General features: G+C 30.7%; 20 protein-coding genes. 3 read left to right on the top strand and 17 right to left on the bottom strand.

The window, feature by feature from the left end; genetic code table 11:
• Positions 1 to 7: 7 nt before the first annotated feature.
• The 5 genes from ACNMOQ_RS08385 to ylqF form a co-directional block, all read right to left on the bottom strand.
• Entirely contained in the window at positions 8 to 913 is a 906-nt protein-coding gene (locus tag ACNMOQ_RS08385; protein WP_416349675.1) for a nuclease-related domain-containing protein, read from the bottom strand.
• A 231-nt stretch (positions 914 to 1,144) separates the two neighbouring features.
• Positions 1,145 to 2,053 (bottom strand): succinate--CoA ligase subunit alpha, encoded by a 909-nt coding sequence (gene sucD, locus ACNMOQ_RS08390; protein WP_416349676.1) that lies wholly within the window; start codon positions 2,051 to 2,053, stop codon positions 1,145 to 1,147.
• Positions 2,054 to 2,072: 19 nt separating this feature from the next.
• Positions 2,073 to 3,239 carry an ADP-forming succinate--CoA ligase subunit beta gene (gene sucC / locus ACNMOQ_RS08395; RefSeq protein WP_416349677.1) on the bottom strand — a complete coding sequence of 389 codons (1,167 nt, stop codon included), beginning with the start codon at positions 3,237 to 3,239 and terminating at the stop codon, positions 2,073 to 2,075.
• A gap of 89 nt (positions 3,240 to 3,328) precedes the next feature.
• Positions 3,329 to 4,120: a ribonuclease HII gene (locus ACNMOQ_RS08400; RefSeq protein ID WP_017000098.1), complete on the bottom strand. Its 792-nt coding sequence runs from the start codon at positions 4,118 to 4,120 to the stop codon at positions 3,329 to 3,331.
• Entirely contained in the window at positions 4,101 to 4,985 is an 885-nt protein-coding gene (ylqF, locus tag ACNMOQ_RS08405) for a ribosome biogenesis GTPase YlqF (RefSeq protein WP_017000099.1), read from the bottom strand. Before ylqF ends, ACNMOQ_RS08400 begins: the two co-directional genes overlap by 20 nt.
• A 71-nt stretch (positions 4,986 to 5,056) precedes the next feature.
• Here ylqF and ACNMOQ_RS08410 point away from each other — a divergent pair, with 71 nt between their 5' ends.
• From ACNMOQ_RS08410 to ACNMOQ_RS08420, 3 genes are all read left to right on the top strand, one after another.
• Positions 5,057 to 5,995: a glycosyltransferase family 2 protein gene (locus ACNMOQ_RS08410; protein ID WP_416349678.1), complete on the top strand. Its 939-nt coding sequence runs from the start codon at positions 5,057 to 5,059 to the stop codon at positions 5,993 to 5,995.
• A 16-nt stretch (positions 5,996 to 6,011) separates the two neighbouring features.
• Positions 6,012 to 8,606 carry a YfhO family protein gene (locus ACNMOQ_RS08415; RefSeq protein ID WP_416349679.1) on the top strand — a complete coding sequence of 865 codons (2,595 nt, stop codon included), beginning with the start codon at positions 6,012 to 6,014 and terminating at the stop codon, positions 8,604 to 8,606.
• Between the two features lie 128 nt (positions 8,607 to 8,734).
• Positions 8,735 to 11,305, top strand: coding sequence for a YfhO family protein (locus tag ACNMOQ_RS08420; RefSeq protein ID WP_416349680.1), 2,571 nt, complete (start codon positions 8,735 to 8,737; stop codon positions 11,303 to 11,305).
• A gap of 359 nt (positions 11,306 to 11,664) precedes the next feature.
• Here the strand turns inward: ACNMOQ_RS08420 and rplS are convergent, their stop codons facing one another.
• From rplS to ACNMOQ_RS08480, 12 genes are all read right to left on the bottom strand, one after another.
• Positions 11,665 to 12,015 carry a 50S ribosomal protein L19 gene (gene rplS, locus ACNMOQ_RS08425; protein ID WP_064204040.1) on the bottom strand — a complete coding sequence of 117 codons (351 nt, stop codon included), beginning with the start codon at positions 12,013 to 12,015 and terminating at the stop codon, positions 11,665 to 11,667.
• Positions 12,016 to 12,148: 133 nt separating this feature from the next.
• Complete coding sequence (gene trmD / locus ACNMOQ_RS08430; protein WP_017000104.1) at positions 12,149 to 12,871, bottom strand: tRNA (guanosine(37)-N1)-methyltransferase TrmD; 723 nt, start codon at positions 12,869 to 12,871, stop codon at positions 12,149 to 12,151.
• The gene (gene rimM / locus ACNMOQ_RS08435; protein ID WP_017000105.1) at positions 12,871 to 13,371 is read right to left on the bottom strand and encodes a ribosome maturation factor RimM; all 501 of its coding nucleotides are present in this window, start codon (positions 13,369 to 13,371) and stop codon (positions 12,871 to 12,873) included. Before rimM ends, trmD begins: the two co-directional genes overlap by 1 nt.
• 62 nt (positions 13,372 to 13,433) lie before the next feature.
• A complete protein-coding gene (locus ACNMOQ_RS08440) occupies positions 13,434 to 13,661 on the bottom strand; it encodes a KH domain-containing protein (protein WP_016910740.1) in 228 nt (75 codons plus the stop codon).
• A gap of 12 nt (positions 13,662 to 13,673) precedes the next feature.
• Positions 13,674 to 13,949, bottom strand: a complete 276-nt coding sequence (gene rpsP / locus ACNMOQ_RS08445; RefSeq protein ID WP_064211533.1) for a 30S ribosomal protein S16 — start codon at positions 13,947 to 13,949, stop codon at positions 13,674 to 13,676.
• 210 nt (positions 13,950 to 14,159) lie between these two features.
• Entirely contained in the window at positions 14,160 to 15,524 is a 1,365-nt protein-coding gene (gene ffh, locus ACNMOQ_RS08450; protein ID WP_064204043.1) for a signal recognition particle protein, read from the bottom strand.
• A gap of 11 nt (positions 15,525 to 15,535) precedes the next feature.
• Positions 15,536 to 15,871 carry a putative DNA-binding protein gene (locus tag ACNMOQ_RS08455; RefSeq protein ID WP_017000108.1) on the bottom strand — a complete coding sequence of 112 codons (336 nt, stop codon included), beginning with the start codon at positions 15,869 to 15,871 and terminating at the stop codon, positions 15,536 to 15,538.
• Complete coding sequence (gene ftsY / locus ACNMOQ_RS08460) at positions 15,858 to 17,033, bottom strand: signal recognition particle-docking protein FtsY (protein ID WP_064211534.1); 1,176 nt, start codon at positions 17,031 to 17,033, stop codon at positions 15,858 to 15,860. The genes ACNMOQ_RS08455 and ftsY overlap by 14 nt, the downstream gene beginning before the upstream one ends.
• Complete coding sequence (gene smc / locus ACNMOQ_RS08465; protein ID WP_064204045.1) at positions 17,030 to 20,596, bottom strand: chromosome segregation protein SMC; 3,567 nt, start codon at positions 20,594 to 20,596, stop codon at positions 17,030 to 17,032. Before smc ends, ftsY begins: the two co-directional genes overlap by 4 nt.
• A gap of 10 nt (positions 20,597 to 20,606) precedes the next feature.
• A complete protein-coding gene (gene rnc / locus ACNMOQ_RS08470) occupies positions 20,607 to 21,326 on the bottom strand; it encodes a ribonuclease III (RefSeq protein ID WP_017000111.1) in 720 nt (239 codons plus the stop codon).
• 203 nt (positions 21,327 to 21,529) lie between these two features.
• Positions 21,530 to 22,141: a CHAP domain-containing protein gene (locus ACNMOQ_RS08475; protein ID WP_017000112.1), complete on the bottom strand. Its 612-nt coding sequence runs from the start codon at positions 22,139 to 22,141 to the stop codon at positions 21,530 to 21,532.
• A 176-nt stretch (positions 22,142 to 22,317) separates the two neighbouring features.
• On the bottom strand, positions 22,318 to 22,551 hold the full coding sequence (locus ACNMOQ_RS08480) for an acyl carrier protein (protein WP_017000113.1): 234 nt from the start codon (positions 22,549 to 22,551) through the stop codon (positions 22,318 to 22,320).
• Positions 22,552 to 22,576 lie beyond the last annotated feature (25 nt).

Consider the following 22,576-nt stretch of genomic DNA (forward strand, 5'->3'; position numbering starts at 1 on the left):
TTGCACGTTAGAGCACTTCTTTCGCTATCTCATTCTCTTTTAATGTATATTTCTTGTATCGTTGCCCTTTAGATTCAAAGTATTTATTACAAACTCTGCGAATTGTATATATATTTTCTGCATCACACCATTCCATTGCTTCGGCTAAAGTAAATCCTTCTTCACCTTTAATAATTGCTAGTTCTCTAATATTAAAATAGTATAATTCATTTCTTTTAAAATCTTTTTCACAACAAATACAAGTAGTCACTTTCTTTCGCTTTTCGACAACCATTGTATTTAGGTTTTTACAGTTAGGGCATTTAATCCCTTTCTTAATTAGACTGAATTCAGTTTTTTTAATACTTTTAAATTGTTGAGAAAACCTTTTTTGTTTTTGAAGTATTTGATTTAATATCGCTTTATCTTTCGCTACTTGAAATGATTGAAAAAGTTTAGAGAATTTATAGAATTCTGATCTTAATAAGACTTGAGATTTATTTGGAATAGTAGATTGAGCCGTAAATGTGGGATTCGAAAAGATTAAATATTCTTGAATTGGGAGATTAATATTTATTTCATCGCATAGTTTTTGGAGGTTGTTTTTCGCTATATTAAGCTGCTTAAACGGAAGTGGATAAGTGTTATTTGATGAACTTTGCATGTAAGAGTTGAAAAAATGGAAGTCTCCATAATAATGTTTAACTTCTAATATACTTATCTGGTTATTATGGACAATTAAAAAATCGACCTGAAATTTCTTATCGACTGTAAATTCTAGATTATGAGCATAAACGACATAATTAATATTTTCCAATGTTTTATTTACAATTAATTCGCCTTCTAATCCCATTAATTTATTTCGTGTCTCATAATCATTATCATACCTAGATTCTAAAGATTTTAAATATAGTGCTTCTGTATTATTATTCATCGCTCACTCCTTATGTCATTTTTTTACATTTATTATAATATCTCTTTTTATCGTTGTCTATCTTATCTTTTTACATAAAAAATGCCCTTAAAAATAGATAATTACTAATTTTTAAGGGCATAGATTAAAATTATGAAATAATATTTAACTTTTTTCTTTAAAAAGAAAACACTAAATAAGCACAGCGAATATTGATTGTTATTCACTGTACTTATTCTATATTATTTTAAATTATTTGATTGTTAAGCATTTGTCATATAGACCGTCTTCTTTTTTGATACGGTTTATTAATGTTTCTGCAATAACTGATGGTGTATCTGCTGTATCAACACCACATTCATTAAGTGTTTTGATTTTTTCTGATGCAGTACCTTTACCACCCGAAATGATTGCACCAGCGTGTCCCATACGTTTACCTGGAGGGGCTGTTTGTCCTCCGATAAAGCCAACTACTGGTTTGTTCATATTAGCTTTAATCCATTCAGCTGCTTCTTCTTCCGCTGTTCCACCAATTTCACCAATCATTACAACAGCATATGTTTCATCGTCTTCATTGAAAGCTTTTAGCACGTCAATGAAGTCTGTTCCGTTTACTGGGTCTCCGCCAATACCAACTGCTGTTGTTTGACCGATACCAGCTTGTGTTAATTGATGTACTGCTTCGTAAGTTAATGTACCAGAACGTGATACAACACCTACATGGCCTTTTTTATGGATGTAACCAGGCATAATACCTATTTTACATTCGTCAGCAGTGATAACGCCAGGACAGTTTGGTCCTACTAATCGTGTCTTCTTACCGTCTAAGTAACGTTTAACTTTGATCATATCTATAACTGGAATATGTTCAGTAATACAAATAGCTAAATCTAATTCTGCATCTGCACTTTCAATGATTGCATCTGCAGCAAATGGTGCTGGTACATAAATAACTGAAACTGTAGCACCTGTTTCTTCTACCGCTTCTTCTATAGTATTAAATACAGGTACACCTTCAACTACTTGGCCGCCTTTACCAGGTGTAACACCTGCAACGATTTGTGTACCGTAGTCTAACATTTGTTTTGTATGGAAAAGTGCTGTTGCACCAGTAATACCTTGTACTAACACTTTCGTATCTTTATCGATAAATACACTCACGTAACTCTCCGCCTTTCTCTTATCGTTCTTGAACTAATTTAACAATTTTTTGAGCACCGTCAGCCATGATAGATGCAGGTTCGATTGCTAAACCAGATTCTTTTAAGATTTTTTTACCTTGTTCTACATTAGTACCTTCAAGTCTAACTACTAAAGGCATATCTAATGAAACTTCTTTAACAGCAGCTACGATACCTTCCGCAATAACATCACATTTCATAATTCCACCGAAGATATTTACGAAAATACCTTGTACTTTAGAATCTCCTAATATAATTTTAAATGCTTCAGTAACTTTTTCTTTCGTAGCGCCGCCCCCCACGTCAAGGAAGTTAGCCGGATTGCCGCCGAAGTGATTAATTGTATCCATCGTAGCCATAGCTAAACCAGCTCCGTTTACCATACAACCAATATTTCCATCTAATGCAATATATGATAAATCATATTTAGATGCTTCGATTTCTTTTTCGTCTTCTTCTTCTAAGTCACGCATTTCAACGATATCTTTATGTCTGAATAAAGCGTTATCGTCAAAGTTCACTTTTGCATCAAGTGCTAAAACTTCACCGTCACGTGTTGTTACAAGTGGATTGATTTCAACAATTGAACAATCTTTTTCTACAAACACATTATATAAAGACATCATTAATTTTACAGCTTTATTAACTGATTCTTTTGGAATGTTAATATTGAAAGCTATTCTTCTTGCTTGATAAGGCATTAAACCAGTTACTGGATCAATTACTTCTTTGAAGATTTTTTCAGGAGTTGCAGCTGCAACTTCTTCAATTTCAGTTCCGCCTTCTTCAGATGCCATTAATGTAATACGATCAGTTGCTCTGTCGATTACAAAACCGATGTAGTATTCTTTTTGAATATCGCAACCTTCTTCAATTAAAAGTCGTTTTACTTCTTTACCTTCTGGGCCAGTTTGATGTGTTACAAGTACTTTGCCTAATAATTCTTTCGCATACTCGCGAACTTCATCAATAGACTTAGCAATTTTAACCCCACCAGCTTTACCACGCCCACCGGCATGGATTTGCGCTTTCACTACATATACATTTGAATCTAATTCTTTTGCTTTTTCTACTGCTTCAGTAGGTGAAAAAGCCACTGAACCATTAGGTACAGCTACGCCCATAGAGCGAAAAATCTCTTTACCTTGATACTCATGGATATTCATTCTCCATCCTCCTAATACATACATTAATGTTTGCTTACTATTCAATTATAGAAAATGTAAGCGTTATTGTAAACAAGGATGGTCTAATTTCAGGAATTGTTAGAATAATATTTCACTTTTGTCTTAATTGGTTCGAAAGATAACCGATGAATTGGTGTTATTCCATAGTTCTCTACACCTTCTAAATGAGCTTTTGTACCGTAACCTTTATTTTTATCAAATTCATATCCAGGATATTGGCTATTATAATCATTCATTAAACGATCACGATATTCCTTTGCAATTACACTTGCTGCAGCAATAGATACACTATTGGCATCCCCTTTTACTATAGAAGTTTGAGGTATATCAATATCTAATTGCATAGCATCAATTAGTAAATGATCTGGTTTCACATTTAATTGTTCAATAGCTCTTAACATCGCAACTTTTGTTGCTTGATAAATATTTAGTTCGTCTATTTCTTCTACAGTTGCTATTCCTATGCCGACTGATAAAGCTTGTGCATGAATTTGTTGTTCGAATAATTCACGTTTCATTTGAGATAAAGCTTTAGAATCTGTTATACCGATATAATTGTGCCCTGGTTCCAATATCACCGCACTGGCAACAACTGGCCCAGCTAGTGGACCTCTTCCTACTTCATCAATACCACATATTAAAGCATCGCTACTATTCTCTAACAATTTGTTTTCATATTCGCTCATTCTTAAATATTGTGTTTCTAATTTTTGTAGCTGTTCTATCTGTTTTTGCTTTTTATTTAAAGCTGCTTGAACACCTTTTCTTAAATCGTCTTTATAAATTGAAGTTTCTACATCTTCAAAGCTTTTATATTCATTGATTTCAATAGATATTTCTTTAATTGTCTTTTGTTTCATAGAGACTATCCTTCATTTCTTCATATATATCAAAGCAATAATTACCGATTTTAGCATTTCTTAAATCTCTAATTAAAAGTTCTGTAACTGCTTCATAGTCTATTTCATTTCCTCTTTTCAGCATGCCTCTTCTTTTACCAATTTGGTCAAATAATTCTACAACATCATTTTCTTCTGTTAATTCTATTTGATAAAATTTTTGTAATTTTTCAGGGTCGTTTTCAATCAAGAAATTTAATCCATAAATTGCTACTTCATCTAAGTGCACTATGCTATCTTTAATTGCGCCAGTAAGACTCAATTTTTTACCAATTGCTTGATCTTCAAATCTTGGCCATAATATACCTGGTGTATCTAGCAATTCTAATTCTTTACCGACTTTTATCCATTGTTGCTTTTTTGTAACTCCTGGTGTGTTTCCTGTTTTAGCCATCGTTTTTTTGGCTAATTTATTAATGAGCGTTGATTTTCCTACGTTCGGAATACCAACAATCATCGCTCTGATTGCTCTAGGACGCAACCCTTTCCTACGTTCTCTATCGAATTTATCTTTAGTTGCAGCTTTTGCAGCTTTCATTAATTCATTTAAATGTTTACCGTGTTTTGAATCAATTTGAACAGGAAAGAACCCTTCATTTTTAAAGTATTGTGTCCACTTATCTGTTTCACTTTGTTTAGACATATCTTTTTTATTGAGTATTACAACTCTAGGTTTTTGGTTTATGATTTCATCAATCATTGGATTTCTTGACGAAAGTGGTATTCTAGCATCAACGAGTTCGAATACAACATCTACCATTTTTAATTGTTCAGTTACTTCTCTTCTAGCTTTGGCCATATGACCTGGAAACCATTGTATTGTCATTTATATTATCCTTTCTTATTCTAAACTATAGAAATGTGATATATTTACCATATCTATATAGGAGGTTTGTTATGTTAATTTCAATTGTAGTACCCGTTTTCAATGAGGATACTAATATCTCTATTTTACATGAAAAAGTTGCGAACGTCTTTGTTAATTTACCATATGACTTTGAACTTATTTTTATAAATGATGGTTCTACAGACAATTCATTAAATATGATGAAAACTTTAGCGAATTCTGATTCTAATGTTAAATACATTTCTTTCTCCAAGAACTTCGGTAAAGAGTCAGCAATGTTTTGCGGATTAGAACACGCAAATGGTGATGCAACAATTATTATGGATTCAGATATGCAACATCCTCCTGAATTGATACCTGAATTCATTAAATTATATGAAGAAGGCTATCATCAAGTTGTAGCTTCGAGAAATAGAGAAAATGAATCATTTTTAAAACGTATTCCAGCCAATGCTTTTTATAAACTTTCTAAGTATATTGTTGATGTTAAGTTTAAAAGTGGCGAAGGTGACTTTCGTTTAATTTCTAAAAATGTTTTACAAGCTATTTTAAATTTAACTGAATATAATAGATTTTCAAAAGGGATATTTGAATGGGTAGGCTTTTCTAAAACAACTATTACATTTAATCATAAAGATAGAAATCAAGGGAAATCTAAATTCTCTTTCTTTAAATTATTAGATTATGCAATGGATGGCGTAATTAGTTTTAATAATAAACCTTTAAGGATTTGTTTTTATTTAAGTGGAGTTACAATGGTGGTATGTTTATTGTACATTTTAATCACATTTATAAATATCGTGTTACACGGAATCGAAGAACCTGGTTACTTTACGATTATTTCCGCCATTTTATTCTTAGGTAGTTTACAATTATTCAGCCTTGGTGTTATAGGAGAATATATTGGTAGAATATATTATGAAACTAAAAATCGTCCAAAGTATATAATAGATCAAACGAATATGAAAAATAACAATATAGATGAATGAGTAACAGGTGACCTATATGATAAAACGATTTAAAAAATTCTTACATACTAAACAATCTACAATTAAATTTATTCTTTTGCTTGGGCTATTAGCTATTTTAGGACATGGTTATGTCATATATAGATATTTTAAAGATGGCGTGATTTTCACTGGACCAAATGATGGTATTGAACAAATGTTACCTATACAAATGTTTTTATATGAGCATTGGACAAAAGGCTCATTCTTCTACACAACAGATTTAGGTTTAGGTGGAGATATGTTAACTGATTTTGCTTACTATTTCTCTACTAATATCTTATTTATTATAAATGTCATTGTTATCTGGATTAGCTCATTCATATTTAATTTTGATACAGAGCGCATGCTTTTTTGGGCACAAAACGCTATTGTATTATCTATTATAAAATCTTTTTTAATTATGATATCAGTCTACTTTTACACTAAAAAAATCGGTTTAAATCGTTTAAGCTCTGTAGTATCAGCCTTTCTATTTGCTGTGTCACCTATATACTTTAGATTTACAGTATACTGGCCGTTTTTTAGTGATGTTTTTATTTTATTACCCTTACTTTTATTAAGTATAGAACGATTTTTAAAAAATAAAAAAATTGGAATGTTTATCTTAATTGTTGCTCTTACTTTTATTAATAATTTCTATTTTGCTTATTATCAAGTTTTAATAGGAATTTTATATTTTATTTATCGATTTACTTTTAAACATAAAGACGATGTAGTACTTAAATGGCAACAGTTCAAAGTATTTTTCATCGCAAGTATACTAGGTTTTGGCTGTAGTATTATGATATTTTTCCATTCAGCAAGAGGTTTTATAGGCAATAATAGAGCGACTTATCAAGGTGAAATACCTTTATTATCTGATTTCACAAAACACGACAATATTTTTTACGATAACTATTTAATTGTCGTATTATTTTTAACTATTCAAGCTTTGTTAACTTTTAAACTTTATAAAAATTATTTCTACCGGATGTTTAGTATATTTACAATTCTATTCATTATTGCTAGCTTTATACCTTTTATAGATAGTGTATTTAACGGATTCTCAGCCCCTCAGAAAAGATGGCATTATTTACTTACTTTCTTCTCTAGTGGGCTTATAGCACAATATATATATTATTTTAAATCCTTATCCTTAAAAACATATATATTCACCTGTATTCCGAGCTTCATTGTTATATTATCTAGCTATTTGATCACTAAAGATTATGTTATTTGGATTTGGATGTTACCAGTATTATTTATTATTGGATTATTTGTGTTAATCATGAAATCGTACAAAACTTTAATAATGATTATTTATGTTTTTGGCGTTCTGTTACTATCATTTTTAGTATCCAAAGAACATAGTAAAAACCAAATCTATCATGAAGACCATGAAAGAAGAGCAAATACATTCTTTATTCAAGCGAGTACTTTTGATAGTGGATTACAACGTGCTCATATAGATGACATCAAGCAAAATACACAAAGTGATGAAAGAATAGCTTGGCGCGTTTTAGAACAAGACAATACACCTATGTACCAGCAATTTAAAGGTATGAGTTTATATTCAAGTATTTTTGATGGTCAATTATATGATTATTTATTTTCCAAAGCTAAAATTAATTTGAAAAATGAATCTTTAAGCCGTTATAGTAATATGCAAAATAGATCTAATTTATATAGTTTATGGTCAACTAAATACCTTATGAAGAAAAGTTATGAAAAAGAATCACCTGCTAACTTTAAAGTTGTAAGTAATGACGGTAAATATCAAATATTAAAAAACAAAGAAATGTTACCTGCTGTTAAAGTTACTAATAAGTATTATAATCAAAAACAACTTAAAACACCTTTAGATGAAGAACATGCGATGATAAATGGCGTTATTACTGATAGTCATAGTAGTGATTATTCACAAATTAAAAATGCACCTAATTTATTAAATCAAACGAATATTACAGAACGAAATTCAAAATATAAAAACAATATTTTAACTGTTCCTAAAAATGGTGATGGTTTAACAATTACACTTCCTAAAGAGATTGCTAAAAAATATAAAGATATGTATTTAATGCTACATCTTGAGAGAAAACCACCACAATCTAACTTCTCTATTCAAATCAATGATTATTCTAATAATCGCTTGTTTGAGGATTCAAAGTATAGAATGTTACAAGATGATTTATTATATAGGGTACCTGTTACTAGTGATGGTAAAATATTTATTGCTTTAACGAACGGAACATATAATCTAAAATTACAAGGATTGTATGGAGAAGATTACAAAACTTTAAAATCCGCAAACAAAAAGAAAAATTATTCTTATAAAGAAGAAAATGGCGCTATTGATATTGATTTAAATAATCACAGTGGTGGCATGGCAGTCATTAATATCCCTTATAGAAATGGTATGGCTGCTACTGTAGATAATAAAGAAGTTCAAGTCGAGAAAGTGAATCATATTATGACTGGTGTAAACGTGTCTAAAAATAGTAAACATATTAAAATACAATATAAACCACCTTTCTTTAAAACTATGATTTTCGTATCCATTATTTCGATAATATTATCATGTTTATATACAAGAAAAGTGAATAAAAGTTAGTATCAAAAGCATACATATACAATTTAAAACTTGTTCATATGTATGCTTTTTCAAACTATAAAAGTTTGATGATACCATTATATGGGAATAATAAACTAATTATATATCACATAACAAAGAGGGACAAAATGAAAAAAATCATCTATTTAATATTCATTACATTATTTTGCGCGATAATTTTTTATATACCAACTATCTATAAATTTGTGAATTATGATTATTTATATACAAGTATTGGTGATGGATTAAAACAAATGATACCTTTTCAAATATATCTCATACAACATGCTAAACTATTTACAATGTTTTATAATATTGATTTTGGATTAGGAGGAGACTACTTCTCTGATCTAAGTTATTATTACGCTACCTCACCATTTGCTTGGATAGGAATTGTATTCGTTCTAGCTTATCAATTTTTTTCACAATCACAGGACCTGCTAAATACTGTATTAACCAACCAAATTGTGATTGCTATCTTTAAATGTGCATGTATTATTTTTATTACATACTTATTATTATTAAAATATCATTTAAATAGAGTATTAGCCTTTGCAGGAAGTATTATATACGCTTGGTCAACTGTGTATTATTACTTTACTTTTACATGGTCGTTTTTCAGTGATGTTATGTTTTATCTTCCTTTAGCATTATTAGGAATTGAGCGATTATTTACCCAAAAAAAACCTACAGTACTCATTATAGCTATTGCAATCACAATAACATCTAATTTTTATTTTACTTATTATCAATTTATCATTTTAGTATTCTATGTGTTATATAGAATTATATTTAAATATGAAAAAGACATCGTAAATATAAAGCAAAAATTCATCTATACAATCGTTTCAGTATTTATTGCCTTTTTAATTGGTAATTTTGGATTCGTTCAAGGTGTTTTATCTTACTTAGAAAATGACCGAAGTATCATGAATAATAATGTTGATTTAATAATCCCATTTATAAAACAATATAATGTATTATATGGTGGATTTTATATTACTATTTCTTTCTTATCTGTTACTGCTTTATTTTTACGCCCTTTATATAAAAAGTATTATTTTAAGCTTTTTGCTATAGCTACAATCATATGTCTTATTGGCTCACTATCACCATATTTCGATTCATTTTTTAACGGGTTCTCAATGCCTCAAAGAAGATGGGTTTACGCTCTAGCGTTATCTACTGCTATTTTAACCGCTATGGTAGTACAACACATTAAATTAATAACGATTAAACAGTTTTTATTAGCGTCAATATTACCTATTACCTCTATTTTAGTAACAGCTATTTGGCAACAAACATTTTATTATTGGTTAATTTTTGTACCTATTTTATGCATTTTACTATTGTTTAAAATAACTTATAAACACCAATATATTAATATTCTTATTTGTATCGTTTTAATGGCGAGTCAATTTGCTTTAATTTATGACTATCAAAATAAAATACTTTCAAAATATACACCTAAGAAGGATTCCATTAAAGATTCTCATATATATACAGAGAAAACAGCTTCTAAAATTAATCATTTAAAAGAAAATAAAATAGATGATTTAAGAAGAATCGATATGTTGCGCCCAATCACAGTCAATTCACCTATGTACTATAACTTTAATAGCACAAAACTGTATAGCAGTATATACAATGCAGATATATTAAAGTTTTATGAAAAAGATTTATTTGTGAGTATGCCTAAAAATAGCAATAGTTATTATGCTGGCTTTTCAGAAAGAAGTAACTTAAACAGCTTGTTTAACGTCGATTACGTAATCAAGGATAAGAACGACTTACATTACCCTACTAACACTGAGAGAATTGATTCGTATAAGGATCAAGATAGAACTAATCGGATATATGAAAATACAAAAAAACTACCTAGTGCTCGAGTTGTTAATAAAGTATTTAATGATAAAAATTTAAATACACCACTAGTTAAAGAACATGCTATGTTAAATGGAATGATTGATAATCATAAAGACTCAAAAGAACAAATTAAACAGCCAAAAGATTTACTTGATTCGTCTAAAATTTCGTATAACAATGCAAAACTAGACAATAAAGAATTAACTGTTACAAAAGATGGCGGTGGTTTAACAATTAATCTACCTAAAGACACTTCAGAAAAATATAAAGATTTATATTTTATGATAGATGCTGAGATCAAGAAACCAAAAGACAAAAATTATTACATTAAAGTGAATGAACATAAAATTTTCAGGCATAAATTATCATATACTTATGTAAGACCGAGCCATACAACTACAGCAAATATAAGGGCTCAAAATACTGTGCATATCAAACTTAAAAAAGGCACTTATCATTTCGATTTAAAATCAATTCAAGGAGAAGATTATTCAACTTTAAAAAATGCTGTGAAGCAAAGTAAAAATCAAGATATTAAGTTTCACAATAAAAATAATCACTACCAAATTGATATGAAACGACACCCTTCTGGTCATCTTGTCATGCCACTTGTTTATAGAGAAGGATTGAAAGCTACCGTTGATGGGAAACCTGTAGATATAAAGAAAGTAAATTATATTATGTCTAGTATTCCTGTTGAAAAAGGTCAAAAGAAAGTTATCATTACTTATCAACCGCCATTATTTAAAACGAGTATGGTCGCAATGTTTATAGGTGTCATACTATTAATTGTATTTCGTAAAACTATACGTAAAAAAGATTCTAAAATATAAATTTCTTTCTCAAAATAAAACCTCCACAATGTTTGTTAAATCAAATAGTGTGGAGGTTTTCTATTTTTTAAATTTTGAATTTTAATATACATCCTTAAATTACTTAATGCTTTAATAGTTTCAATAATATGATGATGCAGTGTACCTTTTGTTGGATTAACTAATGCAATAATCCAATTAGATCACCTTTTGTTGGACTAACTATGACAATAATCCAAGTAGAGCACCTCTTATTGGATTAAGTTATACTCATGAATTCACTTTTTCTCTGACTCAAAATTAAAAAACAAAACCGGCTAAGACAAAATGTCTCAGCCGGTTTTCTACTTAAAATAAAGGACAAATCCTTATATTTTAATTTATCTAATTTCTTTAATACGAGCAGCTTTACCACGTAAGCTACGTAAGTAGTAAAGTTTCGCACGACGTACTTTACCGCGACGTTTAACTTCGATCTTTTCGATTTTCGGAGTGTGTACTGGGAATGTACGTTCAACTCCAACACCGTAAGATAATTTACGAACTGTAAATGTTTCTGAAATTCCGCCACCACGACGTTTGATTACTACACCTTCGAATACTTGGATACGCTCACGGCTACCCTCAACGATACGTACGTGTACACGTAAAGTGTCACCTGCGCGGAATGTAGGAATATCCGTACGTAATTGGTCTTTAGTTACTGCTTCGATTAACTTATGATTACTCATTTATATTCTCTCCTTCTGACTATGTTCTTGCCCAATAATAAATTTAAAATACATTCAATGCTGGCAGCGGATCATAGTGATTTTGTGCTCACACACTTATAATACTATATCATAATGCTTATTTTCATTCAATCTATTTTTTATTGTTGTTTAGAATTTTTTTGTCTTTTTCAGTTAGTGGATATTGCTCTAATAAATCCGGTCTTCTTTCCAAAGTTCTTAATAGAGATTGTTCATGTCTCCACTTGTCGATGTTTGCATGATTCCCTGATAACAATACATCAGGAACTTTCATGCCTTGATAATCAGCCGGTCTTGTATATTGTGGGTGTTCAAGTAAACCAGATGAAAATGAATCATCTTCATGAGATACTTGATTTCCTAAAACTCCTGGTACTAATCTTACAATTGCGTCTGTCATTGTCATGCTCGCTAGCTCTCCGCCAGTCAATACATAGTCACCTATTGATATTTCATCTGTTACACAATGCGTTCTAATTCTTTCATCATATCCTTCATAATGACCGCATATAAACACAATGTGTTCACTTTCAGATAATGATTCAGCTTTTTCCTGTGTAAACGGTTCTCCTTGAGGGCACATTAAAATAACTCTTGTATCTGGTGTTTTATCTAAATCTTCCAAGGCGTTAAAGATTGGTTCTGGTTTCAATACCATACCTTGTCCGCCACCGTATGGATAATCATCTACTTGTGAATGTTTGTTATTTGCATAATCTCTAAAATTCACTGTATTAAATGATACGATATTTTTATCTTGAGCTCTTTTCATAATAGAATGATTAAGAACACCTTCGTACATTTCAGGGAATAAAGTTAAATAATCAATTTTCATTAGTCTAATAAACCTTCCATCGGTTCTATTCTGATTGATTTATTTTCAATGTCTATGTCTTTAACAACATCTTCAATATAAGGAATGAGATACTCTTTCTCTCCTTTAACCACCCACACATCATTTGCACCAGTTTCAAAAATTTCTGCTACTTCTCCAATTGCATCTTTTTCGACGAATACTGTACAACCGATTATATCTGAATAATAATATTCATTTTCATCTAATTCAATTGCATCATTTTCTTGCTCTTGAAAAATTTTAGAGCCTTTTAAGTGCTCAATTTCGTTTATGTTTTGAACACCTTCAAACGTTAATAAATGAAAATTTTTATGCATTCTGTGAGATGCGATTACAAAAGTTTGTTCCTCTTTACTATGTTTAACTGTTACATGTTGACCAGGTTGAAATCTTTCATCAGTAAAATCTGATTCAGACATTACTTTGACTTCACCTTTGATTCCATGCGTATTTACGATTTTCCCAATTTCAACGTTCATCTAGCATTGCCTCCTAACTGTTGTTTTATCAACAATAAAAAAGAGCACCAAAGTAGGCACTCTTAATTAACCTCTACAAACACTTTCTTTCCATACTCGTTCATTGAACCAGACACAATTGTACGAATTGCTTTAATCATTCTGCCCTTCTTACCAATAATTCTGCCAATGTCTTCTTCATGAACGTCTATATTGAACGTAATGCTAGAATCTTGTTCATCTTTAGATATATTGATGTTCTCCGGATAATCTACGAGCGGTACTATAATTGTTTGTATTAATTTTTCCATTATAATCTATCTTTACTTAGAAAGTTTAGAATTATGGTATTTTTCCATGATACCGTGTGTTGATAAGATATCACGAACTGTATCAGTTGGTTTTGCTCCATCTTTTAACCATTTTAAAGCTAATTCTTCATCAATTTTAACAATTGAACCTGATTTAGCAACTGGATCATAAGTACCGATTGGTTCGATAATACGACCATCACGTGGAGAACGTGCATCTGCTACTACTATACGATAAAATGGGTTTCTTTTTGAACCCTTGCGTGTTAAACGAATTTTAACTGCCATGTTTAAAAACTCCTCACTCATTTATAATTTCTTTTCTACAAGTAAATACTATAACAGGATATAAAAAGTTTGTAAAGTGTTTTCTCTTTACCAATTTAAATTTGTCTAAAATTTGTTTATAAAAAGATGGATTTCTATCTAACCATACTCAAAATAATTCTCCTAATCCCTTATATATTTAATTAACGAATTAGGAGAATTTATTTTAAATTAAAATGGTAAATTCATTCCTTGGAATGGATTGCTACCTTTTTTGCCTTTTTTACCTTTTTTATTGCTACCAGTAAATTGTTTCATCATTTTTTTCATTTCGCCAAATTGTTTAATCAATCTATTCACTTCTTGTAATGAACGACCAGAACCTTTAGCGATACGACGTTTTCTAGAAACGTTCAGTATTTCTGGATTACTTCTTTCTTCTAATGTCATAGATCTAATAATAGCTTGAACATTATCTATTTGTTTAGGATCCATGTTTGCATTTTTCATACCCTTCATTTTATTAGCTCCAGGTATCATGTTCATTAAATCATCTAATGGACCTAAGTCTTTAACTTGCTCTAGCTGATCTAAGAAATCATCGAATGTAAACGCAGAAGTTCTCATTTTCTTTTCTAATTCTTTAGCTTTTGTTTCATCTACACCTTGTTGAGCTTTTTCGATTAAACTTAATACATCACCCATACCTAAGATTCTAGATGCCATACGTTCTGGATGGAATAATTCAAGTCCATCTAATTTTTCACTCATACCGATAAATTTAATAGGTTTTTCAGTTACAGAACGAATAGATAGCGCAGCACCACCACGTGTGTCTCCGTCTAGTTTCGTTAATGTAACACCTGAAATATCTAAAGTTTCATCAAATGATTCTGCTACATTTACAGCATCTTGACCAGTCATTGCATCTACAACTAACATGATTTCATCAGGTGTAGAAACTTCTTTCACATCAACCAACTCATTCATTAATGCTTCATCAATATGAAGTCGTCCAGCTGTATCAATGATAACAAAATCCAAGTGTTCTTCTTTAGCATATTTTAATGCATTTTCCGTAATTTCTTTAGGACTTACTTGATCTCCTTCAGTATAGACAGGGACATCTATTTGTTTACCAACTGTTTGTAATTGTTGAATAGCAGCCGGTCTATAAATATCACATGCTACTAATAAAGGCTTTTTATTATAATTTTTTCTCATTAGCATAGCTAATTTACCAGCAGTTGTCGTTTTACCTGCACCTTGTAAACCAACCATCATCACCACTGTTGGTGGCTTAGTACTCATATTAATTTTGCTGTTTTCTCCACCCATTAAAGCTGTTAATTCATCTTGAACAATTTTAATAACTTGTTGTCCAGGTGTTAAAGATTGCATAACATCTGCGCCAAGGGCACGTTCTGAAACAGTGTTAACAAATTTCTTTACGACTTTAAAGTTAACGTCTGCTTCTAATAATGCTAAACGTACTTCACGCATCATTGCTTTAATATCTTGTTCAGTTACCTTACCTTTACCTTTGATGCGTTGCATCGTGGCTTGAAGTCTCTCGGATAAACCTTCAAATGCCATAATTTCTCCTCCTATTCAAGAATCTCTAAGCGTTTTATAGCTTGCTTAATTTCTTGATTATCTGATGACAATCTTTTTAATTCTTGTATTATAGACTGTCTTTCTTTAAATTTTTTAAAGAGTTGCAATTTCGTTTCATATTCTTCTAACAACTCATCTGTCCGTTTTATATTATCATATACAGCTTGTCGACTCACTTGATAAGTCTCTGCAATTTCACTTAAAGCATAATCTTCCAAATAATATAGTTCTAAATAGTTGCGTTGCTTTTCAGTTAATAATCCTTGATAAAAATCAAACAGATAATTCATGCGCATTGTTTTGATTAAATCATTATTTTCTTTCATCTTCATCCACTTCTTCAGTTGTATTTTCAACACTTTCATTTGATTCAATCATATCAGCAAATAACCCATATACGTAACTTTCAGCATCAAATGGTTGTAAATCATCCATTTTTTCACCTAATCCTACAAATTTAACTGGAATTTGTAGTTCATTACGTATGGCTAATACAATACCACCTTTTGCTGTACCGTCAAGCTTAGTTAACACAATACCTGTTACTTGAGTTACTTCTTTAAATGATTTGGCTTGAGATAAAGCATTCTGACCTGTCGTTGCATCTAAAGCTAACAATACTTCGTGTGGTGCACCAGGAATATTACGATCTATAACTTTTCTTACTTTCTGTAATTCATTCATCAAGTTCGCTTTGTTTTGTAATCTTCCAGCTGTATCACAAATTAAAACATCCGCTCCACGACTTTTAGCAGCGTTAACTGCATCATACATTACCGCAGCTGGATCTGAGCCTTCTTTTTGACTGATGACTTCAACGCCAACTCTTTCTCCCCATACTTGTAATTGTTCAATTGCACCTGCACGGAAAGTGTCACCAGCGGCTAATATTACTTTTTTACCTTCTTGTTTATATCTATGCGCTAATTTACCGATTGTAGTCGTTTTTCCAACTCCATTAACACCGACCATCAATATAACGTTTAATCTGTCATCCTCAATGTCCATGCGGTCAATCTCTTGATCACCTTGAACATATATGTCTACGATTTTTTCTACAATTACTTCTCTAAGCTCTTCTGTTTCAGTAATGTTTTGGCGTTTAGCTTCCATACGTAGCTCATCAACAAGTTCCATTACTGTATTAAATCCTACGTCTGCTTGAATTAACATTTCTTCTAACGCTTCAAAGAAATCTTCGTCGACTTTTCTGTAAACAGCTAACAAGTCATTTAATTTGTTTTGGAAATTCTCTCTAGATTTTTCTAGACCTTGCTTAAATTTAGCACCTAGTTGTTCTGATTCCCACTCTTCAAATTCATCTAAAGACATTAAACCATCATTAAGTTCTACCGCTTCAGGATTTTGTTTTTCATTTGATTCGGGAGGTAAATCTTCTATAGGTTGTTCCTCTTTAGTTTCAATTTCATCTTTTTTTACTTCATCGCTTGGTGCAAATTTATTTTTTAATCGTTTAAAAAAACTCATGACTGCAATGCCTCCAATTCTTCATCTTTAATTGATTTTAAGTTAACACTCACAAGTTTAGATATACCTGCCTCTTGCATCGTCACACCATATAAACTATCTGCGTATGACATTGTACCTTTTCTATGTGTAATAACAATAAATTGTGTATCTGCTTTTAGTTTATTCAAGTACTCAGCATATCTAATAACATTATGTTCATCAAGCGCTGCTTCAACTTCATCTAGTATAACAAATGGCGCTGTTCGTACTTTCAAAATAGCAAATAACAAGCTAATTGCTGATAGTGCACGTTCTCCACCGCTTAATAAAGATAAGTACTGTCTATTTTTGCCTGGTGGTTGTACAACAATTTCCACGCCTGAATCAAGTATATCTTTATCAGTCAATTGAAGTTCAGCTCTACCACCATTAAATAAAGTTTTAAATACGTTACCAAAATGTTGATTCACTTCATCAAATGTTTCTTTAAATCGTGTAGATACTTCACTATCCATTTCTAATATTACTTGTTCTAGTGTTTCTTTAGCTTCTAGTAAATCTGTTCTTTGATCACTTAAGAAAGTATACCTATCATTAACCTCTTTAAATTGCTCGATAGCATTCAAATTAACATGACCTAATTCTTCGATAGACATTTTAGTGAGTTTAACTGTTTTACGTGCTTCTGAAATATCTTCGGGCATTTCATACATCGACTCAGCTTTTTCAAATGTAAGTTGATACGTATCACTTAAGTGCGTCAACTGGTGTTCAATCATTATATCTATTTTCGAATGTTTACTTACCATATCTTGTAGACCTGTTTCTATTCCAGAAATACTTTGTCTTAATGTTTCTATGTCTTCCTCAAGTTTTTGAATTTCTTCTTGAATAGCTCTATACATATCTTGTTGTTCTGACATTTTCGTTTCTATTTCAAGTTTTGTATTAGTACTTTGTTCTATATGTTTTTCAACTTCATCAAACTGACTAGTACCACTGTATTCATCCGAGTTAACTAATTCAATTTGATCTAAAATTTTTGTTAATGTATTTTCATTTTCATTTAAATCCTCAGTTAACCGTTTTTTATCCTGTACTTTCAGACGATTTCTCTCTTTTTCCACTGCGAGGTTTGATCGTTTTTCATTTAATAAATTTTGTATCGTTTTTTCACTATCTTTGTTATTAGATAACGATGCGTTTAATTGATTGATTTCTTCATCTATTGACTTAAGGCGCCCTTGAATTTCAACAAGTAATGATTGTTTTTCTTTTAAAGTTTCTTGCCCTTTTATGAAATTATAACCATCGTTCTTTTCAAACTCGAACGTTTCATTTTCATCTATTAAACGTTTTTCTTTTGCTAAAATAGAATCTAACTGCAATGTCACTTCGTGTTCACTTGCTCTAAGCTCCGTGCCTTTTTCTTGTGTTTCTGAAAGAGTTTTTTCTAATTGTTGAATTTCTTCTTTTAAATTTTTAACTTTTGATTCTACTTGTGTTGTCTGTTTCATAAAGTTATGGTATTTATCTTCAGTTGTCTTAAGTTCATCTTTTTGAGATAAGAGACTCGCTTTTTTCTCTTTACCTCCACCAGTCATCGCACCTCCAGGAGTAATAATATCTCCATCTAGTGTTACAATTCTATGTTTAAATTGAATTGTTCTAGCTAGCTCATTAGCAGTTTCTAAACTTTCCGCAATAATCGTACTACCTAATAAATGCTCTACTATATTGCGATACTGTTCATCAAACTGGACACCTTCTGATGCTACTGTAACAAATCCAGGACTGTTTTTAATTTGATTTACTACATTATCTGGTATAAATCTCTTTTTGATGACATTCATTGGTAAAAATGTTGCTCTACCTAACTTTTTATCTTTTAAATATTTAATCGCTAATCTTGCATCTTTCTCTTCTCGAACAATAATATGCTGTAATGAAGCTCCAAGCGCAATTTCAACTGCTGTAGTTAACTGCGTAGGCGTATCAATAATTTCAGCTACTGCTCCTTCAATGCCTTTTAAAGATTTTTCCTTTAGTACATGCTTTACACCAGAATAAAAACCAGAATAATCTTCTTGCATACTCTTAAGTGTATTAATACGTGTTTTCATTTGTTCAGTGTATCTATATGCTTGATAAAGTTTAGATTCAGACTCTTTATACTCTGTTTCTTTCTCTTTTAAAATCGCGTAATCAGATTTATATTTTTCCGTTGTTTCTTTCAAATCCGTTTCAATTTGTTCTAATTGTTTACTTACTGTTTCTTTCTCTTTCCAGACATTTTGTAAATGATCATATACTTCTTTTTGACGACCATCTAACCTTGATTGTTTTTCTTGATGAGTTGCTAATTTATCTTCTAAAAATCTAATATCATTATTTATATCAGATTGTTCTGTCATTAATTGATAATATTGATCTTTCAGTTCTTCAATACGTTCCTCGAAAGAACCTTCATTATTAGAAAGTTGGCTTTCAAGTTGATTAATCTCTTGAAGCATTACTTGTTGTTTTTCCTTAAATGAAGATAGTTCAACATCGATTTCTTTAATTTGATTAGTTATTTTATCAATACGAGATTGCGTAAGGTTTTTATCTTCTTCTAATCTTTCATTTGTAGCATCACTATTTTTTTGTCTTTCTTTTAAAACTTCTAATTGACCTGTGTAACGCTCTAATGATTCTGTCGCTTCTACTAAAGCTTTATTAGATTCTTGTATTTTAAATGAAATTTGATCACGATTCTTTTTCTTATCATTCAACTTAAATGTTAATCCATCTAATTCAGAAGTCTTTTGATTTTTTTGTGCTTGGAAATGTTCTATATCAGTTTCTAATTGTTTAAAATCTTTATTTAAGCTTTGAATATCATAAACAGTAACTGTAATATCACTCTTTTTCATTTCTTCTTTCAAAGAAAGATATTCTTCAGCAATTGCTGCTTCTTCCCTTAAAGGTTCTACACGTGCTTCTAAATCGAATACTATATCTTCAACTCGGTTTAAATTTTGCTCTGTTTCTTCAAGTTTAGTAGTCGCTTCTTTTTTACGTTTTTTATATTTAAGTACACCAGCAGCTTCTTCAATTAAATAACGTCTATCGCTAGGTTTAGCATTTAATACTTCATCAACTTTCCCTTGAGATATAATGCTAAAAGCTTCTTTACCTAAACCAGAATCTAAAAATAAATCTAATATAGATTTCAATCGAGTTCTTTCATTATTAAGATAATACTCACTGTCACCATTACGATATAATCTTCTTTCAACTGTAATTGTGTCTTCATCTATATTAAGTTTTCTAGAATGATTGTCTAAAGTTAATTTCACTTCAGCATATTGACATTTTTTTCGTTCTTTAGATCCATTAAAAATAATATCTTCCATCTTCGATCCTCGAAGACTCTTGGCAGATTGTTCACCAAGCACCCATTTTATAGCGTCCGTTATATTACTTTTACCACTACCATTTGGGCCGACTATTGCAGTTACACCATTATCGAATTCAACATGTGTATTTTCTGCAAATGATTTAAATCCGTATGCATCTATCGACTTTAAATAAACCATAAATTACTCCTTAACGACTATTATTCAGCGCTTTTTTAGCTGCATTTTGTTCAGATTCTTTCTTCGTTCGACCTTCACCAATTTCTAAAGCTTCCCCATTTAATAACACCTCTGAGGTAAATAACTTGTGATGAGCTGGTCCACTTTCATCGAGTAGATGATAAGTAATGACACCTTTATTACGTCTATGCATGAACTCTTGAAGCTCAGTCTTATAATCTCTATTAGCGGTATAATTATCATCTATAACATGAGGGTAAACCACCTTATTTAAAAAGGTTTCTACACTTTCAATTCCCTTGTCCAAATACAATGCACCTACAAACGATTCAAAAGCATCAGCAATTAAAGACGGGCGTTCACGTCCGCCGGTCTTCTCTTCGCCTTTACCAAGAAGTAATAATTCGTTCATGTTCAAACTCATTGCAAATGTTACAAGTGATGGTTCACATACAATTGATGCGCGCAGTTTAGTTAACTTACCTTCAGGCAATAATGGAAATTTCTTATACAAAAACTGTGACACCGTCAATTCTAACACCGCATCTCCTAAAAATTCTAAACGTTCATTATGACTTAATTTATCCAGTTTAAAATCATTAATAAAACTAGAATGCGAAAAAGCTTGAATATAAATATCATAATTTTCAAATTCAATATCTAGATTAGACATAAACTGATCAAATTTAACTTTGAATTGCATTATGATTTGAGATTTGTTCTTAGACATTTGTTTCCTCCTAACATTATGTTTCCTATCTATTTTACGTTAAATATCATAAAAAAAAAAGAATATTATCATAAACTTATTTATCTAGACAACAATCGTAAACTATTGAGCAAAAATACATAAAAATACTCCTAATCTAAAAATTAATAAATAACAGATTAAGAGTATTTTAAGAAAAGCTTTACATTTATACCTTTAACATATTAATTCGGTCTAATAAACCACATTTCTGTTTCATAATTATGAGTAATACGTTGAGCTACTTCTGTCTTATCTTCACCGCCACCATACCAGTTTTGATCTAAGCTTTGGAATTGATTTAAATTACCATCAGCATTACCATTTGTAACAATAGCTGTATGGCCCGCTCCTGAGCCAAAATCTTCATTAAATACAACAATGTCACCTGGTTTAGCCACAAAAGATGGCGTGTTTTTATAAACAGTTGCCTCACCTGTAAAGTCATTTTCAGTAGGTATATCTTTAGCGTAGTCACCATGTAAACCATGACCATATAAATAATTCCAATAATAATTAACTAAATCGAAACATTGCCAACCATAATAGCCATCGAAGTCCCACCCTTTACCTTCTAATGAATTTATATAATCCATTGCAGCTGATGAAGACTTAGTTGCTTCTTCCTTAACTTTACTTGCTTTTTTATCATAATTTCTATGATCAACTTCAATATTCTGTATCTTAGGTGATTTATCTTTTGAGGTACCTTCCTTTGCATCAACTTGAGCATTCAAATTCAAAACTGCCAAACTCGTAAGTGCCATCGTTAATAAAAATTTTCTGTTACCTTTCATATATCCCCCTTATGATTTATGTATAGTAATTATTCCATATGGAATAATTACAACATTTTAACATAATAATAGATATGTGAATAGTTCATCATTTGTGTATGAGTGATTTAAAACTAACTATATCAGCATATAAAAAATCCCGTTAGGCATATACCTACGGGATTTTGTAAAGTGGATTATTTCTCTAATGATTCAATATATTTAACAGCGTCACCAACTGTGTTGATTTTTTCTGCTTCCTCATCAGGGATTTCCATATCAAATTCATCTTCTAATTCCATTACTAATTCAGCAATATCTAGAGAATCAGCACCTAAATCATCTTTAAATGAAGCTTCAGGTGTTACTTTTTCAGCGTCTACTCCTAGACGATCTACAATAATGTCTTTTACTTTATCGAAACTTGCCATTCCATTCACCTCCTTTAAATAATTT

This window comes from Mammaliicoccus lentus (assembly GCF_947036595.1).
Lineage (GTDB): Bacteria > Bacillota > Bacilli > Staphylococcales > Staphylococcaceae > Mammaliicoccus > Mammaliicoccus lentus.

Coding starts and splice junctions, on each gene's coding strand:
- ACNMOQ_RS08420 (WP_416349680.1), top strand. CDS start 8,735: ATGAAAAAAATCATCTATTTAATATTCATTACATTATTTTGCGCGATA.
- ACNMOQ_RS08455 (WP_017000108.1), bottom strand. CDS start 15,871: ATGAAAGAAAATAATGATTTAATCAAAACAATGCGCATGAATTATCTG.
- ACNMOQ_RS08415 (WP_416349679.1), top strand. CDS start 6,012: ATGATAAAACGATTTAAAAAATTCTTACATACTAAACAATCTACAATT.
- sucC (WP_416349677.1), bottom strand. CDS start 3,239: ATGAATATCCATGAGTATCAAGGTAAAGAGATTTTTCGCTCTATGGGC.
- ACNMOQ_RS08475 (WP_017000112.1), bottom strand. CDS start 22,141: ATGAAAGGTAACAGAAAATTTTTATTAACGATGGCACTTACGAGTTTG.
- rplS (WP_064204040.1), bottom strand. CDS start 12,015: ATGAGTAATCATAAGTTAATCGAAGCAGTAACTAAAGACCAATTACGT.
- ylqF (WP_017000099.1), bottom strand. CDS start 4,985: ATGACAATACAATGGTTTCCAGGTCATATGGCCAAAGCTAGAAGAGAA.
- rnc (WP_017000111.1), bottom strand. CDS start 21,326: ATGTCTAAGAACAAATCTCAAATCATAATGCAATTCAAAGTTAAATTT.
- smc (WP_064204045.1), bottom strand. CDS start 20,596: ATGGTTTATTTAAAGTCGATAGATGCATACGGATTTAAATCATTTGCA.
- ftsY (WP_064211534.1), bottom strand. CDS start 17,033: ATGAGTTTTTTTAAACGATTAAAAAATAAATTTGCACCAAGCGATGAA.
- trmD (WP_017000104.1), bottom strand. CDS start 12,871: ATGAAAATTGATTATTTAACTTTATTCCCTGAAATGTACGAAGGTGTT.
- ACNMOQ_RS08410 (WP_416349678.1), top strand. CDS start 5,057: ATGTTAATTTCAATTGTAGTACCCGTTTTCAATGAGGATACTAATATC.
- rpsP (WP_064211533.1), bottom strand. CDS start 13,949: ATGGCAGTTAAAATTCGTTTAACACGCAAGGGTTCAAAAAGAAACCCA.
- ACNMOQ_RS08440 (WP_016910740.1), bottom strand. CDS start 13,661: ATGGAAAAATTAATACAAACAATTATAGTACCGCTCGTAGATTATCCG.
- ffh (WP_064204043.1), bottom strand. CDS start 15,524: ATGGCATTTGAAGGTTTATCCGAGAGACTTCAAGCCACGATGCAACGC.
- ACNMOQ_RS08385 (WP_416349675.1), bottom strand. CDS start 913: ATGAATAATAATACAGAAGCACTATATTTAAAATCTTTAGAATCTAGG.
- ACNMOQ_RS08480 (WP_017000113.1), bottom strand. CDS start 22,551: ATGGCAAGTTTCGATAAAGTAAAAGACATTATTGTAGATCGTCTAGGA.
- rimM (WP_017000105.1), bottom strand. CDS start 13,371: ATGAACGTTGAAATTGGGAAAATCGTAAATACGCATGGAATCAAAGGT.
- ACNMOQ_RS08400 (WP_017000098.1), bottom strand. CDS start 4,120: ATGAAACAAAAGACAATTAAAGAAATATCTATTGAAATCAATGAATAT.